At 48.7% G+C, this 20,485-nt stretch carries 22 protein-coding genes and 1 pseudogene; 2 read left to right on the top strand and 21 right to left on the bottom strand.

All coding sequences use genetic code 11. The features are described from left to right. The first annotated feature begins 123 nt into the window (after positions 1 to 123). Both EBB54_RS17425 and EBB54_RS17430 read left to right on the top strand, forming a co-directional pair. On the top strand, positions 124 to 636 hold the full coding sequence (locus tag EBB54_RS17425) for a relaxase/mobilization nuclease domain-containing protein (protein ID WP_125128373.1): 513 nt from the start codon (positions 124 to 126) through the stop codon (positions 634 to 636). Then, complete coding sequence (locus EBB54_RS17430; RefSeq protein WP_125128374.1) at positions 629 to 820, top strand: helix-turn-helix domain-containing protein; 192 nt, start codon at positions 629 to 631, stop codon at positions 818 to 820. The genes EBB54_RS17425 and EBB54_RS17430 overlap by 8 nt, the downstream gene beginning before the upstream one ends. Positions 821 to 1,012: 192 nt before the next feature. Here EBB54_RS17430 and EBB54_RS30700 read toward each other — a convergent pair whose 3' ends face one another. The 21 genes and pseudogenes from EBB54_RS30700 to nagB form a co-directional block, all read right to left on the bottom strand. Further along, the gene (locus EBB54_RS30700) at positions 1,013 to 1,798 is read right to left on the bottom strand and encodes a transposase (protein WP_243127707.1); all 786 of its coding nucleotides are present in this window, start codon (positions 1,796 to 1,798) and stop codon (positions 1,013 to 1,015) included. Positions 1,799 to 2,654: 856 nt separating this feature from the next. Then, on the bottom strand, positions 2,655 to 2,822 hold the full coding sequence (locus tag EBB54_RS17440; protein ID WP_243127708.1) for a hypothetical protein: 168 nt from the start codon (positions 2,820 to 2,822) through the stop codon (positions 2,655 to 2,657). Continuing rightward, a complete protein-coding gene (locus EBB54_RS17445; RefSeq protein ID WP_243127709.1) occupies positions 2,816 to 4,006 on the bottom strand; it encodes an AAA family ATPase in 1,191 nt (396 codons plus the stop codon). Before EBB54_RS17445 ends, EBB54_RS17440 begins: the two co-directional genes overlap by 7 nt. Beyond that, a complete protein-coding gene (locus tag EBB54_RS32260) occupies positions 3,994 to 4,128 on the bottom strand; it encodes a ParA family protein (RefSeq protein WP_334295301.1) in 135 nt (44 codons plus the stop codon). The genes EBB54_RS17445 and EBB54_RS32260 overlap by 13 nt, the downstream gene beginning before the upstream one ends. 260 nt (positions 4,129 to 4,388) lie before the next feature. Continuing rightward, positions 4,389 to 4,586: a hypothetical protein gene (locus EBB54_RS17450; RefSeq protein WP_243127710.1), complete on the bottom strand. Its 198-nt coding sequence runs from the start codon at positions 4,584 to 4,586 to the stop codon at positions 4,389 to 4,391. Continuing rightward, a complete protein-coding gene (locus EBB54_RS17455) occupies positions 4,583 to 4,822 on the bottom strand; it encodes a hypothetical protein (protein WP_125128375.1) in 240 nt (79 codons plus the stop codon). The genes EBB54_RS17450 and EBB54_RS17455 overlap by 4 nt, the downstream gene beginning before the upstream one ends. Positions 4,823 to 5,141: 319 nt before the next feature. Further along, positions 5,142 to 5,312: a hypothetical protein gene (locus EBB54_RS31265; RefSeq protein WP_243127711.1), complete on the bottom strand. Its 171-nt coding sequence runs from the start codon at positions 5,310 to 5,312 to the stop codon at positions 5,142 to 5,144. A 53-nt stretch (positions 5,313 to 5,365) separates the two neighbouring features. Further along, complete coding sequence (locus tag EBB54_RS17470; RefSeq protein WP_125128376.1) at positions 5,366 to 5,575, bottom strand: hypothetical protein; 210 nt, start codon at positions 5,573 to 5,575, stop codon at positions 5,366 to 5,368. Positions 5,576 to 5,604: 29 nt separating this feature from the next. Continuing rightward, the gene (locus EBB54_RS17475) at positions 5,605 to 5,973 is read right to left on the bottom strand and encodes a PLP-dependent transferase (protein ID WP_125128377.1); all 369 of its coding nucleotides are present in this window, start codon (positions 5,971 to 5,973) and stop codon (positions 5,605 to 5,607) included. An 18-nt stretch (positions 5,974 to 5,991) separates the two neighbouring features. Further along, positions 5,992 to 6,888, bottom strand: coding sequence for a DNA/RNA non-specific endonuclease (locus tag EBB54_RS17480; RefSeq protein WP_125128378.1), 897 nt, complete (start codon positions 6,886 to 6,888; stop codon positions 5,992 to 5,994). Beyond that, positions 6,885 to 7,304, bottom strand: a complete 420-nt coding sequence (locus tag EBB54_RS17485; protein ID WP_125128379.1) for a ribonuclease Z — start codon at positions 7,302 to 7,304, stop codon at positions 6,885 to 6,887. Before EBB54_RS17485 ends, EBB54_RS17480 begins: the two co-directional genes overlap by 4 nt. 149 nt (positions 7,305 to 7,453) lie before the next feature. Then, positions 7,454 to 8,668, bottom strand: coding sequence for an LL-diaminopimelate aminotransferase (locus EBB54_RS17490; protein WP_125128380.1), 1,215 nt, complete (start codon positions 8,666 to 8,668; stop codon positions 7,454 to 7,456). A 25-nt stretch (positions 8,669 to 8,693) separates the two neighbouring features. Continuing rightward, entirely contained in the window at positions 8,694 to 9,530 is an 837-nt protein-coding gene (dapF, locus tag EBB54_RS17495) for a diaminopimelate epimerase (protein ID WP_125128381.1), read from the bottom strand. Between the two features lie 50 nt (positions 9,531 to 9,580). Beyond that, positions 9,581 to 10,135: an ANTAR domain-containing response regulator gene (locus EBB54_RS17500; protein ID WP_004078057.1), complete on the bottom strand. Its 555-nt coding sequence runs from the start codon at positions 10,133 to 10,135 to the stop codon at positions 9,581 to 9,583. A 123-nt stretch (positions 10,136 to 10,258) separates the two neighbouring features. Beyond that, on the bottom strand, positions 10,259 to 11,590 hold the full coding sequence (gene glnA, locus EBB54_RS17505) for a type I glutamate--ammonia ligase (RefSeq protein ID WP_125128382.1): 1,332 nt from the start codon (positions 11,588 to 11,590) through the stop codon (positions 10,259 to 10,261). 68 nt (positions 11,591 to 11,658) lie between these two features. Then, positions 11,659 to 13,773 (bottom strand): glutamine synthetase III family protein, encoded by a 2,115-nt coding sequence (locus tag EBB54_RS17510; protein ID WP_004078060.1) that lies wholly within the window; start codon positions 13,771 to 13,773, stop codon positions 11,659 to 11,661. Between the two features lie 215 nt (positions 13,774 to 13,988). Continuing rightward, positions 13,989 to 14,852: a class II fructose-1,6-bisphosphate aldolase gene (gene fba, locus EBB54_RS17515; RefSeq protein WP_004078062.1), complete on the bottom strand. Its 864-nt coding sequence runs from the start codon at positions 14,850 to 14,852 to the stop codon at positions 13,989 to 13,991. Between the two features lie 293 nt (positions 14,853 to 15,145). Then, a pseudogene (locus EBB54_RS17525) lies at positions 15,146 to 16,596 on the bottom strand (AAA family ATPase). Between the two features lie 147 nt (positions 16,597 to 16,743). Beyond that, positions 16,744 to 18,282, bottom strand: coding sequence for an asparagine synthetase B family protein (locus EBB54_RS17530; protein ID WP_125128383.1), 1,539 nt, complete (start codon positions 18,280 to 18,282; stop codon positions 16,744 to 16,746). A 164-nt stretch (positions 18,283 to 18,446) separates the two neighbouring features. Continuing rightward, positions 18,447 to 19,592, bottom strand: a complete 1,146-nt coding sequence (gene nagA / locus EBB54_RS17535) for an N-acetylglucosamine-6-phosphate deacetylase (protein ID WP_004078081.1) — start codon at positions 19,590 to 19,592, stop codon at positions 18,447 to 18,449. Between the two features lie 34 nt (positions 19,593 to 19,626). Beyond that, positions 19,627 to 20,361, bottom strand: coding sequence for a glucosamine-6-phosphate deaminase (gene nagB, locus EBB54_RS17540; RefSeq protein WP_004078082.1), 735 nt, complete (start codon positions 20,359 to 20,361; stop codon positions 19,627 to 19,629). Between the last annotated feature and the right edge of the window lie 124 nt (positions 20,362 to 20,485).

Below are 20,485 nucleotides of genomic sequence, written 5' to 3' on the forward strand. Positions count from 1 at the left end.
GTTACCTGCTGAAATTGACTTAATGGAACTAACAAATGATTATAACCAGCTCTATTTAAGAGCAAAAAACAATGAACAATAAAGAAACGCAGCAAATATTAAAACTTGTTAGGAGGAATCACTATGAAGAAAGAAAGGCTCTGTAAAAATATAAATGTAAATGGTTATGATAATCCTGATGCTATAGATAAAACGATTGGTTATATATACCGTACTAACGATAAATCCCCTCTTCCAATATACTGTTATGGATGTATTGAATGGCCGCCTACGTATGACCGTCTGATAAAGGAATATCATCTTGTAAGGGAAACATCACAGACCAATACATCAGACCAACAGTTAATGCATTTTATCATTTCCTTTAATATTCCAGTACAAAATGTCACAGAAATACATTTCCATTTTTCTGATGATATTGCTAAATTGTTCTGTAATGAATATCAAATTTGCTATTCCTACCATACAGATAACGGGCATCCCCATTTCCATTATATAGTGTCTACGACAAGTTATATTGACGGAAAGCCCTTTTTAAGTAATGACCGGATGTCCTGCTATGAATCACAAATATACAGCCTCGCAAATACATATGGCTTTATATTTCTTTTGGAAAGGGTGGTAGAAAATGTTTGAAACCTTCGACGATATCATGACCATAGAGGAACTGGCAGAAGCCTTAAAGATCGGTGCCTGCCAAGCCTACAAGATTGTCCGTACCGGTAAGATTCCTGCATTTAAAGAAGGAGGGAGCCGGAAAATCACAAAGCATGCCTTGACAGCCTATGTCTTAGACAGGAGCCGGCAGAACCAGCATTGAGCCAGTATTAAAGCCTGCCGCCGGCTTTTCCCGTATACGATGGTATCTCGCAGAAGGAGGCCTTCTCTTTCGGTCTCCCTCTGCATTGCTGCAGACCAGGCAGTAAAAAATACCGCTTTATCTGCTATTTTTGATATATGAAATAAAACATACCGATTATCGAATTATTCTGATAAATAGCTCCGCCCAATATTATACAGCCTGCTTTTTAAACAGATTCAAATATTCCTGTGCCTGCTGTAAAGTGATATCCAGTTTTTTCTGTAATCTTGCCAAAATATCGCTTTCGGGGAGTTCAAAATCATATCCTGATTCAATAATTCCCAGAGCCCTTCCTCTTACTTCGCCAATCGCTTCGCCATGCACTTTGCCACGTGCTTCGCCTCTTGCTTCACCGATTGCTTCGCTTTCTTTTGCAATTTCTTCAAATAAAGTACACATAGTCACCTCTCCTTTTTCAAAAGCATTATAATCAATCTTACTGTTCGTTGCGCCTGCGACAGTCATAACAACTGACTTATCGACCTGATGTTCCTCACCATATTGTATTGCCTTTTTCTTTGCCTCATTCTTAGGCGTGCTTTTATCCAAAATGATCTCCAAAAGATTAAATAAATCCACATTATTTGCATTATGAAGCACTAAGGCATTCCGTCTTGCTTCTACTAACAGTATCTTGTAATCATTTACATATCTGGCGATCTTCTCCGGGATATCCAGCATCCCATGCAGGGTAGTCGGGCCATCCCAGACTTTGTCTCCATAATAGACAGATACAGTGATCACAGGTATAAACCTGTCTGTTTTTTTCATTCTTGACAGATATTCATCCTCATTCATTCCTTCTGAGGTCTTATATTTTTTTGCATTGTCGTCATACTGTTTTTTGTATGTGCCATAATCATACCCCATAATACGCATAGGAATAGCATAATGAATATGCTGCTGACTCTCATTTCCAAGCAGTACATATTCCACTCCGTGAACTACAGATTTCTTCCTTATTTTTATATTGTCCCTGGAAGCCTGGATGCTCTCCGCATATTCCCTATGCTCCAATACAGATGATTCGTCTGTATCTGCGTCTTCCAGCTCTTCCGGCTTGATGACTGGTTCCCCGTCAAACAAAACCGCATTGAAGAGATCTGCAAACTGCTCGTTATTACGCCAGTAATTTTTCAATACTGTATCTGGTTTTAATTTCTGTATTTTATCAGACATCTTGTGGTCCTTTCTCTGATATGTTCAGTATACTATATGAGTTATCGTGTTTTCAAGGTTTGCCAAAAATATTTTTTAATCTGAATTTACTCTAAATACCGCCCCCTTTCAAAAAATAATCGCAATGGACTCGTTCATGATCCCCCCTTCTTTTAGGCAGACAGGGCAACCCGTCCTGTCCGCCGCAACATAATATTTTCCAAATTTTCTGTTTGTGCGTTTGAAATGATACATTGAAAATACAGACGAAACCTTTTTTTAATGTTTCTGAAATGTGGATTCTGATTTTTTGCCGATAATCTGACAGGGAAAGACAATCTGGTGATCCAATACTGAATGTAGATTTGAAATATCTTATGAACAATTATAATGCCCTTTGGCTGGAAATGTCAATTCCAAATGCACATATACGTGTCTGCTTTTACATTTTTTATATGGAGCGCATATCTCCTTTCGATTTATTTTTCTGAATGTTTTGCTGATTGCTGTCGTTATACTGCCCTCGTTTTTGCAGATCCATTTTACAGGAAGTTTTTTCCTGCGCTAATCAGCTTGCTTCACATTTATAATATATCACTGATTTTTTGAAGTTTTACGCCACCTGCACAATCCGTCAATCCATCGTGATCCTTTCAAAAAATGCGTATGAGATTTCCGCTATTTCAGAGCACAGATCCGTAAAATCCATACTCTCAGGCAGGTGGCTGTATATATGGATATCCTTTGCAATTTCGATGATATCCTCCGTTGTGATATTCGGTTTCCTACATTTGTTCAGCATCTTCCCCAGGCATTCCAGTTTTTCTGCGGTGCGGTGTTTGATTCGGACACCTTTTTTATCGCATCAGCAACCTTTTTTGTCGCGCGGGCAATCACTGTACTCTGCTTCTCCCATTCACGCAGGATTTTCTTATGCTGGAATACCTTCTCCGTATGCGACATTTTTTCCACCGGTTTTTCTTCTTCCTGCGGCTGCTGCACCGTGTTCGATTCGAACCCTTCCTTCTGCTTCTCCTTCTGGATTGTCTGTTCTTGGATTGTCCGTTCTTGGATTTCCTGTTCTGGAATTGATTGCTCTGAAATTGACTGCTCCGGCGTGTTCTCTTTTGAGCCGCCTTTATTTCCGCCGTCTTTTTTTACTGTACGCTTCCCTGCAATCTCTTTCACGGAAATATTTTTGCCCTCTGCGGTTTTCTCTGCGACTGCTTTCTGTTCCTCCGGTGACAGCTTTGCCGCCTCATATGCGGCGGATATTCCCATATTCCCGTTTTTAAACTGATCCTGTATCTCCTGTACCGCATTGTGGGTAATGCTCTCCATCTTTGCGATATTCGAGCTGCTCTCATTCATCAGGCCCGCGACCACATCCCTCAATTTTCCCGGTATTTCCAGGCCGTCCTCTTTCTTGGCCCTCATCAATGCCTCTTTCAGCCTTTTTGCCTGCTGGGTTTTCTCCCACGCCGTCAGTTCCCGGTTGTATGCGTTTCCCATCAGCAGGGAAAGTTCCAGCATGGGCTGGGTCATATCCTTATACAGATAGCGTACCTGCTGGTATTCCTGATGCCCCCTTTCTATATTCAGGATATTGGCACGGTACCTCCGGTGGCCGCTTACGATCCAGAACTGGCCGTCCACCTTCCCAAGGACTGTCGGCTGCTGCTGTCCCACCGCAAGGAAGCTGTCCGCAAGCTCCTCGATATTTTCCTGGGCATAAAAGTTACTGTCAGATGTCTTCACCTCATATGGGTTCAGCGCCTTTGCATCTTCAATCTGTTCCGCCACGATATCCAGCCCTTCCAGAGCATCCTCGTCAATCTTGACCAGCACAATGACCTCATTCGTGACCGCAAGGGCATTGATTACGTTCAGGCTGATACTCGGTGGATTATCAATGATACAATAGTCATATCCTGCAGCAGAACCATGATCCGCAGCATTCCCTTCTTTCGGCCCTATGGCTTCCATGAACTTCTTATATTTCCCTGTTTATCGTTATCCAGTATCAAGATCTTATAGCCCCTGCGCCATAACTCATACGCAATATTTACTGTTGAAAAGCTTTTCGCGACTCCGCCTTTAAATTTAATAAACTAATCGTTCTCATTTTCTTTCCTTCTTTCTACTTTTATTTGTTAAATTTTTACACCATGTTTTTTAGTTTTTCATACTGGATTTCAGCTGATGTTCGAAAATAGCACCTTTTTAAGGCACAAAAAAACGAAGCATTTCTGCCTCGGTTCTGCCTGCCCTCAATTTTAAAAAACTTTTGAGTTATTGTGCGATTACTTATCATGCAACATTTCAAGATATTCCAACATCATTGATGGAGAATATACGATTGGCCTTTCTAAATCAGACTCCAAAGAATCTTTATCGCCAGATAAAATAATATCCATTTCATGAGCTTCTCTTTAAACTCCTGGTCGATATACTCAGAAACATATAGTTCATGCTCTGATTCAAACAGCATATTGAGCAATCTTCCTGTCCTCTCGCCAAATACCAAGGCTGATATAAGAACATTTGTATCAAGCATTGTCTTCATAAATTCATCCGTTCCCTTCTAAATGCTGCCATATCCTCAATCATGCTTTCTTCCGAATCCCATCCTTTATCTTTCACAAACATTTTTTGGATTTCCGCAAGAGTATTTTTACTTTCCTCAGCCCTCTTTTTCTTACGTGAAGATACCAAATATTCTATAAAACTGATTGCAGTTCTATAATCTTCTTCCTCTAAATGATTCAGCATATCACTGACTACTGCGCTTGTAGGTGCCATATCGATTCCTCCTTCAAACAGTTTTCAAAATGTTGACCACAACCACTAATAATAGTATATCTGCTTTTTTTCGTAAAATCAATGCGTATCCCGATGTAAGAACTTCTTTCAATGAAAATCTTTTATCATCTCCGCCTTTTAATTTCTTTTAGATTCAATAAACTGATCATTTTTCTTCGTTCCTTTTTGTATTTTACGGATTTTCCGGTTCCGATTTTCTTCTTTTACAACGAAAACATAAATACCATACCGCCCTTTTATCTCAGAAAAAGAGTATCTGTTTGACTTTTCAAGCGTTCTTATTTTATCAACAATCTGTCTACATGTTTACTGTGCTGCCCAAAATCCAGTTCATACAAGTTTCCCAGAATTTTTTCCTCATCATTGTGTGTGATTTCTGCCACAAAGGCAAGAATCCCGTATTTTGGTGCAGAACAGCTTCCAGAGATTGGATCAGATCTACACCCATAAATTTATTCATCAATTCCACCTTCTTTCTTTTTCCGTACTGTCTTTTGAATTAGGTTCGAAAAGAACACCTTTTCAAAGCACAAAAAACCGGAGCATCCCTGCCCCGATTCTACTGGTATTCCATAAATGAACATCCATTATTTGATTTTGCTTAATAAATACATCCCTTATGCTTTTGGAATCTACCTTCCTTAAATATGCCTGTTCCAGTCTCAGAGTCAGGCAGCCTGCATGAAATTCATCCTCCGCCTGCTCTATATCTGCCGTATAAATCACAATCATGCGGATATGCTTGCTTCCTTCAAATCAATCTATCTTACAGCCCGAAACGCAGTATCCAGCGCCTCGATCAGATCTTCCACTTTCTCGATCCCGATGGAAAGGCGGATCGTATTCTGTTTGATTCCCTGATCCAGAAGCTCTTCTTCGGTAGACTGGCTATGTGCCGTCTTTGCGCCCCCCTTGATTTCAAAGGTAAAGATCGATCCGCCCCCATGCGGCAGATACTTTTTATACAGCTCATGGCCTGGTTCCCCGGCAGCGACGGATGGCGAATCGTCTTGGAGGCCGCGATATGCTCCCCGGCCTTTGCCAGCGCCTGAAATGTATACGCAATCGCCGCCGCGCCGGATGCCACAGCCAATGCCGCCCCAGTTTTTAGAGTCTCTTATATTTGCCATCTATAATCTCCTGTTCACTTATCTCTTTGCCTTCCGATATCCTGCCTCCTGTGCTTCCTGCTCTGTCTCGAAGATCACCAGGTACTTTGAGTCGGCCATCTCCTCGTAAGCTGCCTGCCCCGGACAGTGGTAGATCTTTGACCGGGAATTTCCACGAATGTCCCCCTCCGAAGTCTCTGCCTTCGAAGTACCGGATGCGTCCAGGGAGCTTTCCCCGGTTGCATAGTCGATCTGGATTCCCGGCTGGACATTGTAGACATAGACGTTATAGGCAATCCCTTCCCCTTCGTCTTCCACCGAAAACGCTTCCATCTGCACGCCATCCGCCAGCAGGTTGTCCTCCCGGAAAACGGGTGTGACGCGGTACAGGACATGATTGCCGGTTTCCTTTACATAGTCGGCCACCATATTTTCAAAGGGCAGCATCCCTTCCACATTCATATAGCGGGTGCCCGTGATCAGGTTCTTATCATTCGCATTTTCACCGGAAAGCTGATAGCCGATCAGATGGCACCGGTTGTACAGATATTTTCCGTCCACAATGTCATATTTCACCGTCTGCCATCCTGTCGGTTTTACCTGGCCGATGCTTCCCCGCTTTTCCGTGGGCATCAGGTCTGTCCCTACATTGGCGTAGGCCGTGCTGCACCTTCCCAGGCTGTCCAGTTCGCCGTATTGCTCAAAGGATTGCAGATTCCATTCGGATTTTGGAAAATCCGGTTCATTTCCGTTGAGCACGATGTAAGGCTCACCGGAATACTCCGGGATATCGGCAAGCGAAATCGTCTGTGTTTCCCTGGAACCCCCGCCCTGTCTGTCCGCGGAAATTCCGCCGGGCGTGCAGGCTGTCAGAAACAGACAGCACAGAATAAGCAGCCATTGTTTCCAGCTATTTTTCTTATGTTTGGGCTTCATCTTATCCTCTCGTAAACCTCCTTTGTAACCTTCTCATGGGAAGAGCCTTGAAACTCCTCCGTTCTTTTCAGCTCCCATGAGCCGTCGGACAGATCCAGCGAAAACTGCCGGTCAGCCGGATATCTCCGGTTCCATTTATAGAGGATGACCTTCCCGATGTACTCCTCAAAGCCGGCGGTTTCCGTTTCTTCGACAAAGCAGGCATCCCCCTTTCCTGCCTCATTTAAAATATCCTCCGAAATGCGGATATCCGCCCCTTCGGCTTCTCCAAATAATTTTCCGGAATACGGACTCATATACAGCTTTTTTCCTCTGCATTCCAGAAGTATATCCTCACAGACCACGGAATCCCGGCTCTGTCGGCGATTGTTGAACATCATTCCGTTTCTGTCATCCACACATGCAATTATGATCATCGTTTTCTCCCCTGTTTTGTATCCGATCTGCACTGCAAAGACTGCCTGTCATCCTGTCTCCGCTTCCACTCAATCCGTTATCCGATTGGTCTTCCGTTTTCCGATTTATCTTCCGCTTTTCGATGGGTCTGCGCAGGCAGCAGCCATTTTTATATCTTTCTGATCCGCTCAATCGCAGCTACGGTATTTTCGTAGCTGCCGAATGCAGTCAGTCGGAAATACCCTTCCCCGCTGGGACCGAACCCGGAGCCCGGCGTCCCCACGACCCCGGCTTTTTCCAGCAGATAATCAAAAAACTCCCAGGATGTCATGTTTTTCGGCGTCTTCAGCCAGATGTAAGGCGCATTGATCCCTCCGGATACGCTGTAGCCGGCATTGTTCAGCCCCTCAAGGATCACCCTGGCATTGTTCATATAGTAAGCAATCTGTTCTGCAAGCTGCGCTTTCCCTGCTTCGGAGTACACCGCCTCCCCGGCCCTCTGGACAATATACGGGGCGCCGTTGTATTTTGTGCCGTGGCGTCTTGCCCACAGGGAATGCAGCGTCACATCCCCGCACTTCAATTCCTTCGGGATAATCACTGCACCCAGGCGCACCCCGGTGAATCCGGCATTCTTGGAAAAGCTGCGCAGTTCAATGGCGCATGCCCTTGCTCCCTCGCATTCATAGATGGTATGAGGCACATCCTCCTCGGAAATGTAAGCTTCATAGGCCGCGTCATAGATGATCACCGCCCCTTCCCTGTTCGCATAGTCCACCCATTCCTGAAGCCGAGGTTTTGTGATCGTGGAGCCGGTAGGGTTGTTGGGGAAGCACAGGTAGATGAGATCCGGCCGCTCCTTCGGCAGCTCCGGCGCAAAATCCGTCTCCGCCGTACAGGGCATGTAGATCACATTGCTCCAGATCCCCCTGTCTGGATCATAAGTGCCCGTCCTGCCCGCCATCACGTTGGTGTCCACATAGACCGGATAGACCGGGTCGCAGACCGCGATCCGATTCTCTGTGCTGAAAATTTCCTGGATATTTCCGGAATCGCACTTCGCGCCGTCGGAAATGAATACCTCGTCGGCAGAGATATCGCATCCCCGCGCCTGGTAGTCATGCTTCGCCATGGCGCTGCGCAGAAATTCATACCCCAGATCCGGCGCGTATCCGTGAAATGTCTCCCTGTGGGCCATCTCATCCACCGCGCTGTGCAGGGATTCGATGATGGCCGGCGCCAATGGCTGCGTCACATCGCCGATTCCAAGGCGGATGATCGACCGGTCCGGATTTGCCGCCGTGTAGGCCGCCACCTTTTTTCCGATGGTGGAAAACAAATAACTCCCCGGCAGTTTCAGATAATGTTCATTGATCTTAAACATGGATACTCTCTCCTCTATTCTCTTACTATGCATCCGGCCATACGCCGTCAAATACCACCTTTGCAGGCCCGGTCATGTATACCCTGTCCTGCCTGCGGTCCCACTGGATCAAAAGGTCTCCGCCCAGCAGCTTCACCGTCACTTCCTCTTCCGTCAGGCCGTTCAGCACACAGGCCACCGCCACCGCGCAGGCTCCGGTACCGCAGGCCAGCGTTTCTCCCGACCCTCGTTCCCATACCCGCATTTCCACCGTCTGTCTGTCCAGCACATGGACAAATTCCGTATTGATCCGGTTTGGAAAACAGCCGTGATGCTCAAAGAGGGGGCCAACCTGTTCAATTTTTAAGTTTTTCACGTCTTCCAGAAACACCACCCCGTGGGGATTGCCCATGGATACGCCTGTGATATGGTATTCCATGCCGTCCGCCTGGATGGGTGCGTCCAGAACTCTGTCCCCCAGGCCGATGATGGGAATTTTCTCCGCCTCCAGGATCGGGCTGCCCATGTCTACTTTCACCTGCCGGACCTTCCCCTCTTCCACAGTCAGATCCAGATATTTGATTCCCCCAAGCGTCTCTATGGAAATCTGTGTCTGATCCGTGAGACCGTAATCATACACATATTTTGCCACGCAGCGGATTCCGTTTCCGCACATCTCCCCCCGGGAGCCGTCCGCATTGTACATCTCCATCTCAAAATCCGCCTTCTCAGAGGGCTTAATCAGAATCAGTCCGTCCGCCCCGATCCCAAAGTGCCTGTCGCTGACCTTTACCGCCGTCTCCGCCGGATGCTCCACTGTCTCCTCCAGACAATTTACATATACATAATCATTTCCCAGGCCCTGCATTTTCGTAAATTTCATATCAATTCTCCTGATTATTTATATCCTGTTCTGTTTTTTTCAATAATACTTTACACCGTATCGCTCATGATCGTCAACACCATCTGCGCAGTTTCCAGCATATTTGTCCCGCTGTCCATACTGCTTTTCTGCAGATATCGGTGGGCTTCCTCCTCGGACATGCGGCTGCGCTCCATCAGCAGGGCCTTTGCCTGTGCGATCACCGCCTTCTGAGCGGCGCTCCGGTTCTTTGCCGCCTCCCGGCGTTTCTTCCTCCGGCGCCGTATCCCCTGCTGCAGCATTTCCACGGTGTTCAGCAGGTCATAGACCTTCAGGGGCATGGGCAGCCCCACAACCCCGTCTTCCAGGCCGTCGCCCCACTTCTCCGGTGAGGAGATCAAAAGTACGTCAATTGTATCCGGCAGGTACTCCCGGAGCTGGGAGTACATCATATCCTTCATCCTGTATCCGCAGATCACAATCCCGTCGTCCATCGTATCCGCGCACTGCAGCGCCTGGGCTCCTGTCGTACACACCCCGGCCACTTCCAGGCCGCTGCGGTTCAGGATATTCCGGATATTTACTCCCACTTCCTTTTTGGGAAATACAATGATCATATGGATCATCTCTGCTCACCCCCCTGCCTGTTCCCCAACTGCAGCCGCAAATCCGGTGATTTCGGAGCAGTCTCCGAACCCCCGGCTGCCTCGTGCGTCCTGACGAAGTCCCGCCGCAGGCCCTTTGTCCCGTCATACCTTGTACAGATAATTGGCGATCTCCCAGTCTGTCACCTGCAGGCAGTATTCCTTGTATTCCTGTTTTCTGGCCGCTATGATATCCGATGCCAGCTTTTTTCCCAGAGCCGCCTGGATATACGAATCCTGTTCCAGTTCCCTGACCGCTTCCCCCAGGTTCGCCGGAAGCTTCTCGATCTGCAGCGCCGAGCGCTCCGCGTCGGTCATCGCCTGGATATTTTTGTCTATGCCCTCCGGCGGAAGGATCTGGCCGCGGATTCCGTCCAGACCGGCCGACAGCAGTACCGCAAGGGCCAGATACGGGTTGGCCGAGGAATCCGGGCTTCTCAGCTCGATCCGGGCGTGTTCCCCGCGCACGGGCGGTATCCTCAGCAGCGGGCTTCTGGTGCTTGCCGACCACCCCCTGTACACCGGAGCTTCAAAGCCCGGCACCAGGCGTTTATAGGAGTTGACCGTAGGATTGGTGATACAGGTAATGGCCTGCATATGCTTCAGCAATCCCCCCATAAAATAATATGCCTCCCGGCTGATGCCGTTTTTATCCGAATCATCCCGGAATATATTCTTTCCGTCTCTGTGGAGGGACAGGTTCAGGTGCATCCCGGAGCCCGCCGTCTCCGTCCTGGGCTTGGGCATGAACGTGGCGTGCAGCCCGTGCCGTTTTGCAATGGTCTTGACTACCATTCTGAAGGTCATGATATTGTCTGCGGTGGTCAGTGCCTCGTCAAACTGAAAATCAATTTCGTGCTGCGCCGGAGCGTTTTCATGGTAGGAGGATTCAATGACGAATCCCATCTCCTCTAAGGTCAGCACCATATCCCGCCGGGCATTTTCCCCAAAATCCAGCGGCCCCACGTCAAAATAGCCGCCCTGCTCGTGGGTCAGCGTCGTGGGCAGGCCGTCTTCATCCGTATGAAACAGGAAAAATTCACATTCCGGCCCTGCCTTCATGGTATATCCCATCTCCGCAGCCTCTGAGAGCACCTTTTTCAAAACCTGCCGCGGATCGCTTTCACAGGGCGTCCCGTCCGAACAGTGGATGTCGCAGATCAGCCGCGCCACCTTCCCCTGCTGGGGACGCCACGGAAAGATCTCAAAGGTGTTCAGGTCTGGATACAGGTATAGATCCGACTCCCCCGCCCCCGGAAAATCCCGGATCGGGGAGGCGTCAAACATGCATTTGTTGTCCATGGCTTTTTTCAGTTGGCTTACGGTCACCGCCATATTTTTCATAGTCCCGTATATGTCGGTAAACTGCAGCCGGATAAAGCCCACATCCTCGTCCTCGACCAGCTCCATTATCTCTTTTCTTGTATAATTATGCATCCCATGCCTCCTGTCTCTCTGAAAAAGGGCGTTCTTCCTATTTGAAAAACGCCCTTTTAAATACTATCCTACACTTCAAAAATCAGATCTCCGTAAGAAGGCATCGGCCATACGTCCTTATCCACGATCATTTCCAACTGATCCACCGGAGCCCGCAAAGCCTCCATCGCCGGAAATACATCTGTATGGTAATAATTTGCCTGTACAGGCCCTTCTTCCTTGGCTGCTGCTTCCTCGGTCGCCTGGATAAGTTTCTCCAGCGCCGCCTTCGTGCTTTTCAGCAGCTCGGTCACCTCTGTCAGCAGTCCGGACTGTACGCTTACGTCTGCCCCTGCTTCCCTCACCGCCAGGATGGTATCTGCCAGCGTCTTCGTATATCCCATGACTGCCGGGATGATCTGCTTGCTGGCCATATCGATCATGGTACGCGCCTCAATGTTGATGGCCTTGGCGTATGATTCATACTGGATCTCCGCACGGGATTCCAGCTCGGCCTTTGTAAATACGCTGAACCGCTCGAACAACTCCACGGCCTTGTCTGTAGTGATGGAGGGGATCGCCTCTACCATGGATTTGATATTCGGAAGCCCTCTTCTCTCCGCTTCTTTGACCCATTCCTCGGAATATCCGTTTCCGTTGAATACAATCCTCTGGTTCTCGATCATATATTTCTTGATCAGATCATGCACTGCCATATCAAAATCATCTGCACTTTCCAGGACTTCACAGGCATCCGCAAATGCTTCCGCAACAATGGTATTTAACACAATGTTGGGATTTGCGATAGAATCCCGGGAACCCACCATACGGAACTCAAATTTATTTCCCGTAAATGCAAACGGCGAGGTTCTGTTTCTGTCTGTCGCATCCTTGGACAGATCCGGAAGCGTGGTCACACCGGTCTGCAGCTTGCCGCCCTTTAAGCTGTGTGTCGCTTCTCCGGTGCTGATGAGCTGCTCCATCACATCCTCGAGCTGCTCCCCGAGGAAAATGGAAATGATCGCCGGAGGCGCCTCGTTTGCACCAAGCCTATGGTCATTTCCCGGATCTGCCGCAGACTCCCGAAGCAGATCCGCATGCTTGTTGACCGCCTTTAAAATACAGGAAAGTACCAGCAAAAACTGTGTATTCTCATGGGGTGTCCTGCCCGGATCCAGCATGTTGATGCCATCGTCCGTCGTGATGGACCAGTTGTTGTGCTTGCCGGAGCCGTTGACTCCCGCAAAGGGCTTCTCGTGGAGCAGGCATTTCATCCCGTGCTGACATGCAACCCGCTTCAGTGTCTGCATCACGATCTGGTTGTGGTCTACCGCAATGTTGGCTTCCGCGTAAATAGGAGCCAGCTCGTGCTGTGCCGGCGCAACCTCGTTATGCTGAGTCTTGGCCGATACGCCCACCTTCCACAGCTCAGTATTCACATCCCGCATGAATCCCGCGATCCTCTGGCGGATGGTGCCGAAATAATGGTCGTCTAATTCCTGGCCCTTGGGCGGCATTGCCCCAAACAGGGTGCGCCCGGTATAGATCAGATCCTTCCTCTGCTGGAACTTCTCCGCGTCAACCAGGAAATATTCCTGCTCTGGGCCTACGGAAGGAGTGACCTTTCTGGATGTGGTATTTCCAAACAGACGAAGGAGCCTGAGTGCCTGCACATTGATAGCTTCCATGGAGCGCAAAAGCGGAGTCTTCTGATCCAGCGCCTCTCCTGTATAGGAGCAGAATGCCGTCGGAATACAGAGTGTGCCGCCTGCCGCGTCCTGTCTCACAAATGCGGGAGAAGTGCAGTCCCATGCCGTATAGCCTCTTGCTTCAAATGTAGCGCGCAAGCCCCCGGACGGAAATGAAGACGCGTCCGGCTCTCCCTTGATCAGTTCTTTTCCGGAAAAGCTCATCAGGATCTTTCCGCTGGGAAGCGGAGCGGAGATAAATGAATCGTGCTTCTCGGCCGTCACGCCGGTCAGAGGCAGAAACCAGTGGGTATAATGGGTCGCGCCCTTTTCAATTGCCCATTCCTTCATCTCATGGGCAATGACGTCCGCTGTCTCAAGATCCAGTTCCTTTCCCTCTTCAATCGTCTTTTTCAGGTTTTTGTACACTTTCTTCGGAAGACGCGCCTGCATCACCGTATCGTTAAATACATTTTCCCCAAAAATATCTGCTACGTTGAAAAATTCTGTGCTCATAATTCCTTCCTTTCTGCATGATCCCTAATGAAGAATGATCGGGAAAACGCCCGCCCTGGACGAATCAATTCTGTCCTTATGTACAAGCCGTTTCCCGGCAGTTCCTGAAAGTAAAAGAGGACACTCCAAGCATTCTTGGAACGTCCTCGTTCTTTTCTACGTCTGTCAGTATAACTCAATCCTTCCAAAAAGGCAAGTAATTTTTAAACTTTTTTTCAGGCTTTTCCAACAGAACCGAATAATTCCATCTTTTCTTTTACTGTCGCCTGGATTGCGTCAAAGCCCGGCTTCAAAAGCTTACGCGGATCAAATCCCTTGCCTTCCAGGTCTTTTCCTGCTTCTACATATTCTCTTGTCGCTGCCGCAAAGGAAAGCTGGCACTCTGTATTTACATTGATCTTTGCAACGCCGAGAGAGATCGCCTTCTTGATCATGTCAGCCGGGATTCCTGTACCGCCGTGAAGTACCAGAGGCATGTCCCCTGTCAGCTTCTGGATTGCATCCAGAGTCTCAAAGCTTAAGCCTTCCCAGTTAGCCGGATATTTTCCGTGGATATTGCCGATTCCTGCTGCCAGGAAGTCGATTCCGAGGTCAGCGATTCTCTTGCACTCTTCCGGATCTGCACACTCGCCCTTGCCCACTACACCGTCTTCTTCTCCGCCGATCGCACCTACTTCGGCTTCCAGGGACATTCCCTTTTCATTGACGATAGCAACCAGTTCTTTTGTCTTCTCTACGTTCTCTTCGATTGGGAAATGGGAACCGTCAAACATAATGGATGAGAAGCCTGCTTCGATGCACTTCATACATCCGTCGTAGCTGCCGTGATCCAGATGCAGAGCAACCGGAACCGTGATCTTCAGCTCTTCCAGCATGCCGTTCACCATGCCGACTACTGTCTTGTATCCTGCCATGTACTTGCCTGCGCCCTCAGACACACCAAGGATCACCGGGGACTTGCACTCTTCTGCTGTCAGAAGGATGGCCTTTGTCCATTCCAGGTTGTTGATGTTGAACTGTCCAACCGCATAGTGGCCTGCTTTTGCTTTTTGAAGCATTTCTTTTGCTGATACTAACATAATAACTTTCCTCCAATTCTCCCACCCCGCCGCTTTTATGCAGCGGGAAATATTTTGACTCTTGTTCCATTATATCCCATTATCAAAAAAAAGACAATCTTAAATTTTATAGAATGCAGAATCAATTTTCCCTAAAAGCCATTTACGTTTTTTATAGGCACGACTCCTCAAAGTCATATAAAACATCATTTGTATCCGGAACTTCCAGCCCCTGATCCAGTGCATAAATAATGTTAGAATCCCACCGTACAGATAAAAGCCGGGAATCAGCCAAAGCAGTTCCCGGCTTTCCTTTATATTCCGGACATCCGCACCATGCATCCGTTTTTACGGCAGGCAATGCCATATTTTAAGATGGTTATCATCCCCTCATCGATCAGCCGGTCTGCATAGTGCTTTTCCTCAATCTGCTTCAGCGCATGCCGGCAGACGGCTTCCAGGTTCGGTTCCTCGGAATATTTGATTTCGATCACAATTCCCATGGAAGCGGACTTCATCTTCACCAGAATGTCGCTATAGCCTTCGCCGGACTCCGCATTGGAGCTTCCTGGAACCTGGAGAGAAGCTGTTCCTCAAAAATCATACGGATTTCCTGATTAGGAATCACAAGCTCATAGGTATTCAGATCCGTTTCCTTTCGCCTGGTCAGATATCCCGTTGTGAAGAGAACACTCCACAGATTGTCAATGTTGTCATACAGTTCCCGGTAAGTCAACTCCTCACTGATCGTTTTTGTAACAGACAGACCGTTCACCAACTGTTCCAGATCATCCATGGTCTGATCCGTTGCTTTCCGGATGAGCGTGTGAATGATGGTATTGCCGCTGGAATTGATCCAGAAAGCCCTGGGACGCGAATTTGGATCAAAACGGAGCTGATTTACATAGTTTATGACGTCCCAGGGGCAGTATACATCCGCGTTTCCAAAACGATAGCCATCATACCATTCTTTGATCAAGTCATGTTTATCCCCCAACTCATAGTATTCCAGCATAGTTCTTACTTCTGTGTCAGAAAAACCAAAGTATTCATCGAACTGGATATTGGTGATGGACATGACATTCAAATTATTCAGCCCGGTAAAGATACTCTCCTTCGTGACCCTAAGACACCCTGTCAACACAGCAAAAAATAGATTTTCATTGGTCTTTAATGCCTGTCCGAACATGCCGCGGATCAGGTCTGTCATCTCGTCATAATATCCGTGATGCCGTGCTTTGTCCAAGGGCACGTCATATTCATCTATTAACAGAATCACCTTCCGCCCATAATGCTTACAGAGAAGCCAGGATAAAATCCGCAGGCTTCTCTTCAAAATATTAAGGGATCTAAGGAACTCCTGGCCGCTGCCAATATCTAACCGAACCAGTTTTTCATATTGTGCTTTATCTTCCTGGGAGAGCCGGTCACTTTTCAGAAGGAAATGGAAACGCAGCACTTCGTGACAGATGACCTCACGCAGCATGGCAACAGCACTTTCAAAATCTCTCGCCTCCACATCCTTCAGTGTAAGAAAAATCACCGGGTATTTCCCCATATACTTTTCACACAGCTCTTTTTCGCCGGAAATGTCCAGTCCGTCAAACAGCTTTGGATCGCAGCCATAAGAAAAAAAATATTTGAGCATATTCATATTCAGTAATTGGCCAAACCTTCTAGGTCAGGTAACAAGGTTCACTTCTCCACAGTTGTTTAAAAGCTCTGTGATCAGCCTCGTCTTATCCACATAGTAGAAACCTTCCATACGCAGTTTTTCGAAATCCTCAATACCAATGGGAAGTTTTGCTGCTGGCTTCAAGGTATATCCCTCCTTTTCTCACTTAATAATATGGAGCAATATTCCGTTACAGATTCTTCAAAATGATGCTGCTTTAGGAACTGTTCTCTGCTTTTACCGCTTCACAAAATATTCCTCATACCACACCAGGAACGTATAGATCGTCCACACCTTCCTCCAGTTGTCCGAATTGCCTCCTATGTAATCCTCAAAAATCCCGTTGATCTCCTCCACGTGGAAGAACTTCTCCGCAATCTCACTCTGGAAGAGTCTCCGCACATCCTGATTATACCGGTCGTCTGCCATCCAGATGCGGATGGGTACGATGAAGCCCAGCTTCTTACGGAAAGCGATCTCCTCCGGCAGCATCTTTGCCGCCGCGGTACGGAACGCCACCTTGTTCTGCTCTTCGTTCACCTTGTACCGGGAGGGCATCCGGGATGCGATGTCGAAGATCCGCATGTCGGTGAGCGGCATTCGGATCTCCAGACCTGCCGCCGTGCTCATCTTGTCCACATTGAGATAAATGTCCCCTTCCAGCCAGATCTGGATGTCGATATCTGACATTTTAGACAGCGGGTCAAGTCCTTCGATCTCCTCATAGATATCCCTGACCAGATTGATCGGAAGATTCGTCTCATCATACCGCTTCAGAATCCGCTTCTTCTCGTCTTCCTTCATAATATTGGTATTGCCCACATAAAAGGTCTTGAGATTCTCCCCGTAGCGCTCCGCATTGCGGTACATATTGTAGCCACCGAAAAATTCATCCGCCCCTTCCCCGGAATAGCACAGCTTCGTGTGCTTCGCTGTATCCTGGCAGGCGATGGCAAACACGATGGCCGAGGCATCCCCCAAAGGCTGCTCCATATGGTACATGACATAAGGCACGATGCTGAAATACTGGTCAGGCGTGATCAGGCTGCGGAAACACTCCCGGCCCAGAATCCTTCCCGTCTCCGCCGCCAGCCTGGACTCGTCGAAGCGTTCCTCCGCATAGCCGCATGTATCTGCCGTCTTCGCGTCGGACATGGCCAGCACATAGGAAGAGTCCACACCGCCGGACAGGAAAGATTCTGCCGTCTCGTCCTTTGCTTTCACCTCCGGCATGATCTGCCCGATGGTGCTGTGGATTTCATCGGCCCAGTCCTCCAGGGACTTGCTCTCATCCGGATGAAAGCTCGGCGTCCAGTAGCGCTCCACCGTAACCTTTCCGTCTTTCCAGATCAGATACCGCCCGGGCAGCAGCTTTTTCACCCCCTTAAAAAATGTATCCTCTCCTGCGCCGTAGGTCAGAGTCAGGTAGATCTGCAGCATATCCTCGTTAAGTTCCTTCACAAATCCGGGCTGTTCCATAATTCTTCGGATCGTTGTGCCATAGAGCAGCCTTCCGTCCTCTGTCTGATAGTAATAGAACGGCTTCGTCCCGAACTGGTCTCGAAGACAGAACAGAGTCTCTTCCTCCTCGTCCCACAATGCGAAGGCAAACATCCCGTACATGTGGTCTGCCATCCGGCATCCCCATGTCTTGTATGCTTTTGCCAGGATCGCCTCCTCCCGCTCCCCGCGGGCCAGAGAAGGATCAATGTCCAGTTCCCCGCACAGCGCTTCCCAATTCCGGATATGGCCTCTGTATTCTTTTACTTTTATCATTGTCGTACCTCTCCTCTTCTTTTGTCAGAACTTCCCCGTCTGCCCAGCAAATACCTCCGGCAAAGCTGTCTGGTACTATCGGTTCTATCTGGTTTGCTTTGCAGCAGTAAGGAACTGCCATGAAATCACATTCCATGACAGTCCCTTACTGCTGCAAAGCCTGATCATTTCACAAGCTTTCTTCCATTTATATATACAGCCTTCACCTGCAGGTCCTTATCCAGCAGAACCAGGTCCGCATCCTTTCCCGGCGTGATGCTTCCGCACCGGTCATAGATCCCGATCTCCCGGGCCGGATTGGCCGTTGCGCAGCCTACCGCCGTTTCCAGCGGGATCTCCATATCTAGGACAGCCCTGCGCAGGCATCCCATCAGGTTCGTCGCGGAACCGGCAATGGTCCCGTCGGCCAGGGTGGCTTTCGCTCCCTTCACATACACATCCTGTCCGCCCAGCGTATACTCTCCGTCGGTCAGCCCGGTAGCACGCATACTGTCGCTGATCAGGATCACCCGCTCTGCCCCAAACATCTCAAAGGTTGCACGCACTACGGCAGGATGGATATGGATGCCGTCGCAGATCAGCTCCACATGGCAGTTTTCCGCATCCCGCGCGGCTCCGATCACTCCCGGGTCCCGGTGGTTCAGAGGGGGCATGGCATTGTACAGGTGGGTCACATGGCTGGCCCCCCTTGCCAATGCTTCCGATGCGGTATCATAATCCGCCGTCGTGTGCGCAATCGAAATGACCGTCTCATCCTTTACCTGGTCAATAAATTCCATTGCGCCTTCTGTCTCCGGCGCAATATCTACCAGACGGATGAGGCCGCCGGATTCTTCCTGCAGCTTCCGGTACAGCGGCACACTGCAGGGACGGATATGGTCCGCAGCCTGTGCGCCTTTCTTTTTTGCACTGATAAACGGGCCTTCCATATTGATGCCCACCAGCTTCGCTCTACCTTCTTCTCCCGCGCCTGATTTTTCCTGCTTCTTGTAATCTCCTGCCGTACTCATGATCTCATGAAGCAGCTTCTCTTCCAGCGTCATCGTAGCGGGGCAGATCGACGTGATACCACTGGAAGCCTCATACTCTGCCATCCGTCCGATGGCCTCCCCAGACGCGTCGCAGAAATCATCCCCCACGCATCCGTGAAAATGGATATCTATAAGCCCCGGGATGGCAAAGCAGCCTTCCCCGTCCACCGTCTCATCGTTACCTGCCGCTTCCGCCGCAAACTGTCCTTCTTTTATATAGATTTCGCCTTCTGTAAAAACCTGGTCTTCTCCATATACCAATACATTTTTTATTACCATATCCTATGCCTCATTACTTTCTCAAAGTCTTCCCCTATGAAAGAGAGAGCTTAGACAGCGCCGCCTTGTCCGCTACTACGGTCACATCCTGATGCATCTGCAGGATGGATGCCGGTACTTCCGGTGTCACATCCCCTGAAAATGCTTTCGCTACGATCTCTGCCTTATCCTCCCCGCTGACAACCACAAGGATCTTCTTCGCCTTCATGATCGTACCGATTCCCATGGTATACGCCTGCTTCGGCACCTCATCCGCGGAAGCGAAGAAGCGCTTGTTTGCCTCAATTGTGCTTTCCGTAAGATCTACGCAGTGTGTCATCTTCTCAAATACAGGAGCAGGCTCATTGAATCCGATATGCCCGTTATGACCCAGACCGAGAAGCTGCAGATCCGCGCCGCCCAGGCTGTCGATCAGCGCTTCATATCTTCTGCATTCTTTCTCCGCGTCGGGCTCCATTCCATTCGGCACGTTGGTACATTCCGGACGGATATTTACATGGTTGAACAGATGATCGTGCATGAAATAATAGTAGCTCTGGTCATTTTCCCGGTCCAGCCCCTTATACTCGTCCAGGTTCACGGTAGAGATCTTTGAAAAATCCAGATCCCCCTTTTTGTACCATTCCACCAACTGCTCATAAAGCCCGATCGGTGTGGACCCGGTAGCCAGCCCTAATACGCTGTCCGGCTTCATAATCACCTGTGCGGAAATGATATTCGCCGCTTTCCTGCTCATATCCTTGTAGTCGTTTGCTTCAATAATTCTCATGTTGTCAGCCTCCTCATTCTATATTGCTGAATACGCAGCAGTTCCCCCGACTGTACAGGACAAATCCGCCGCCTAAACTCTGATATTTCCATACTACCAAATGAATGTAGGAATGTAAACCATT

Source organism: Schaedlerella arabinosiphila (genome assembly GCF_003885045.1).
GTDB lineage: Bacteria > Bacillota > Clostridia > Lachnospirales > Lachnospiraceae > Schaedlerella > Schaedlerella arabinosiphila.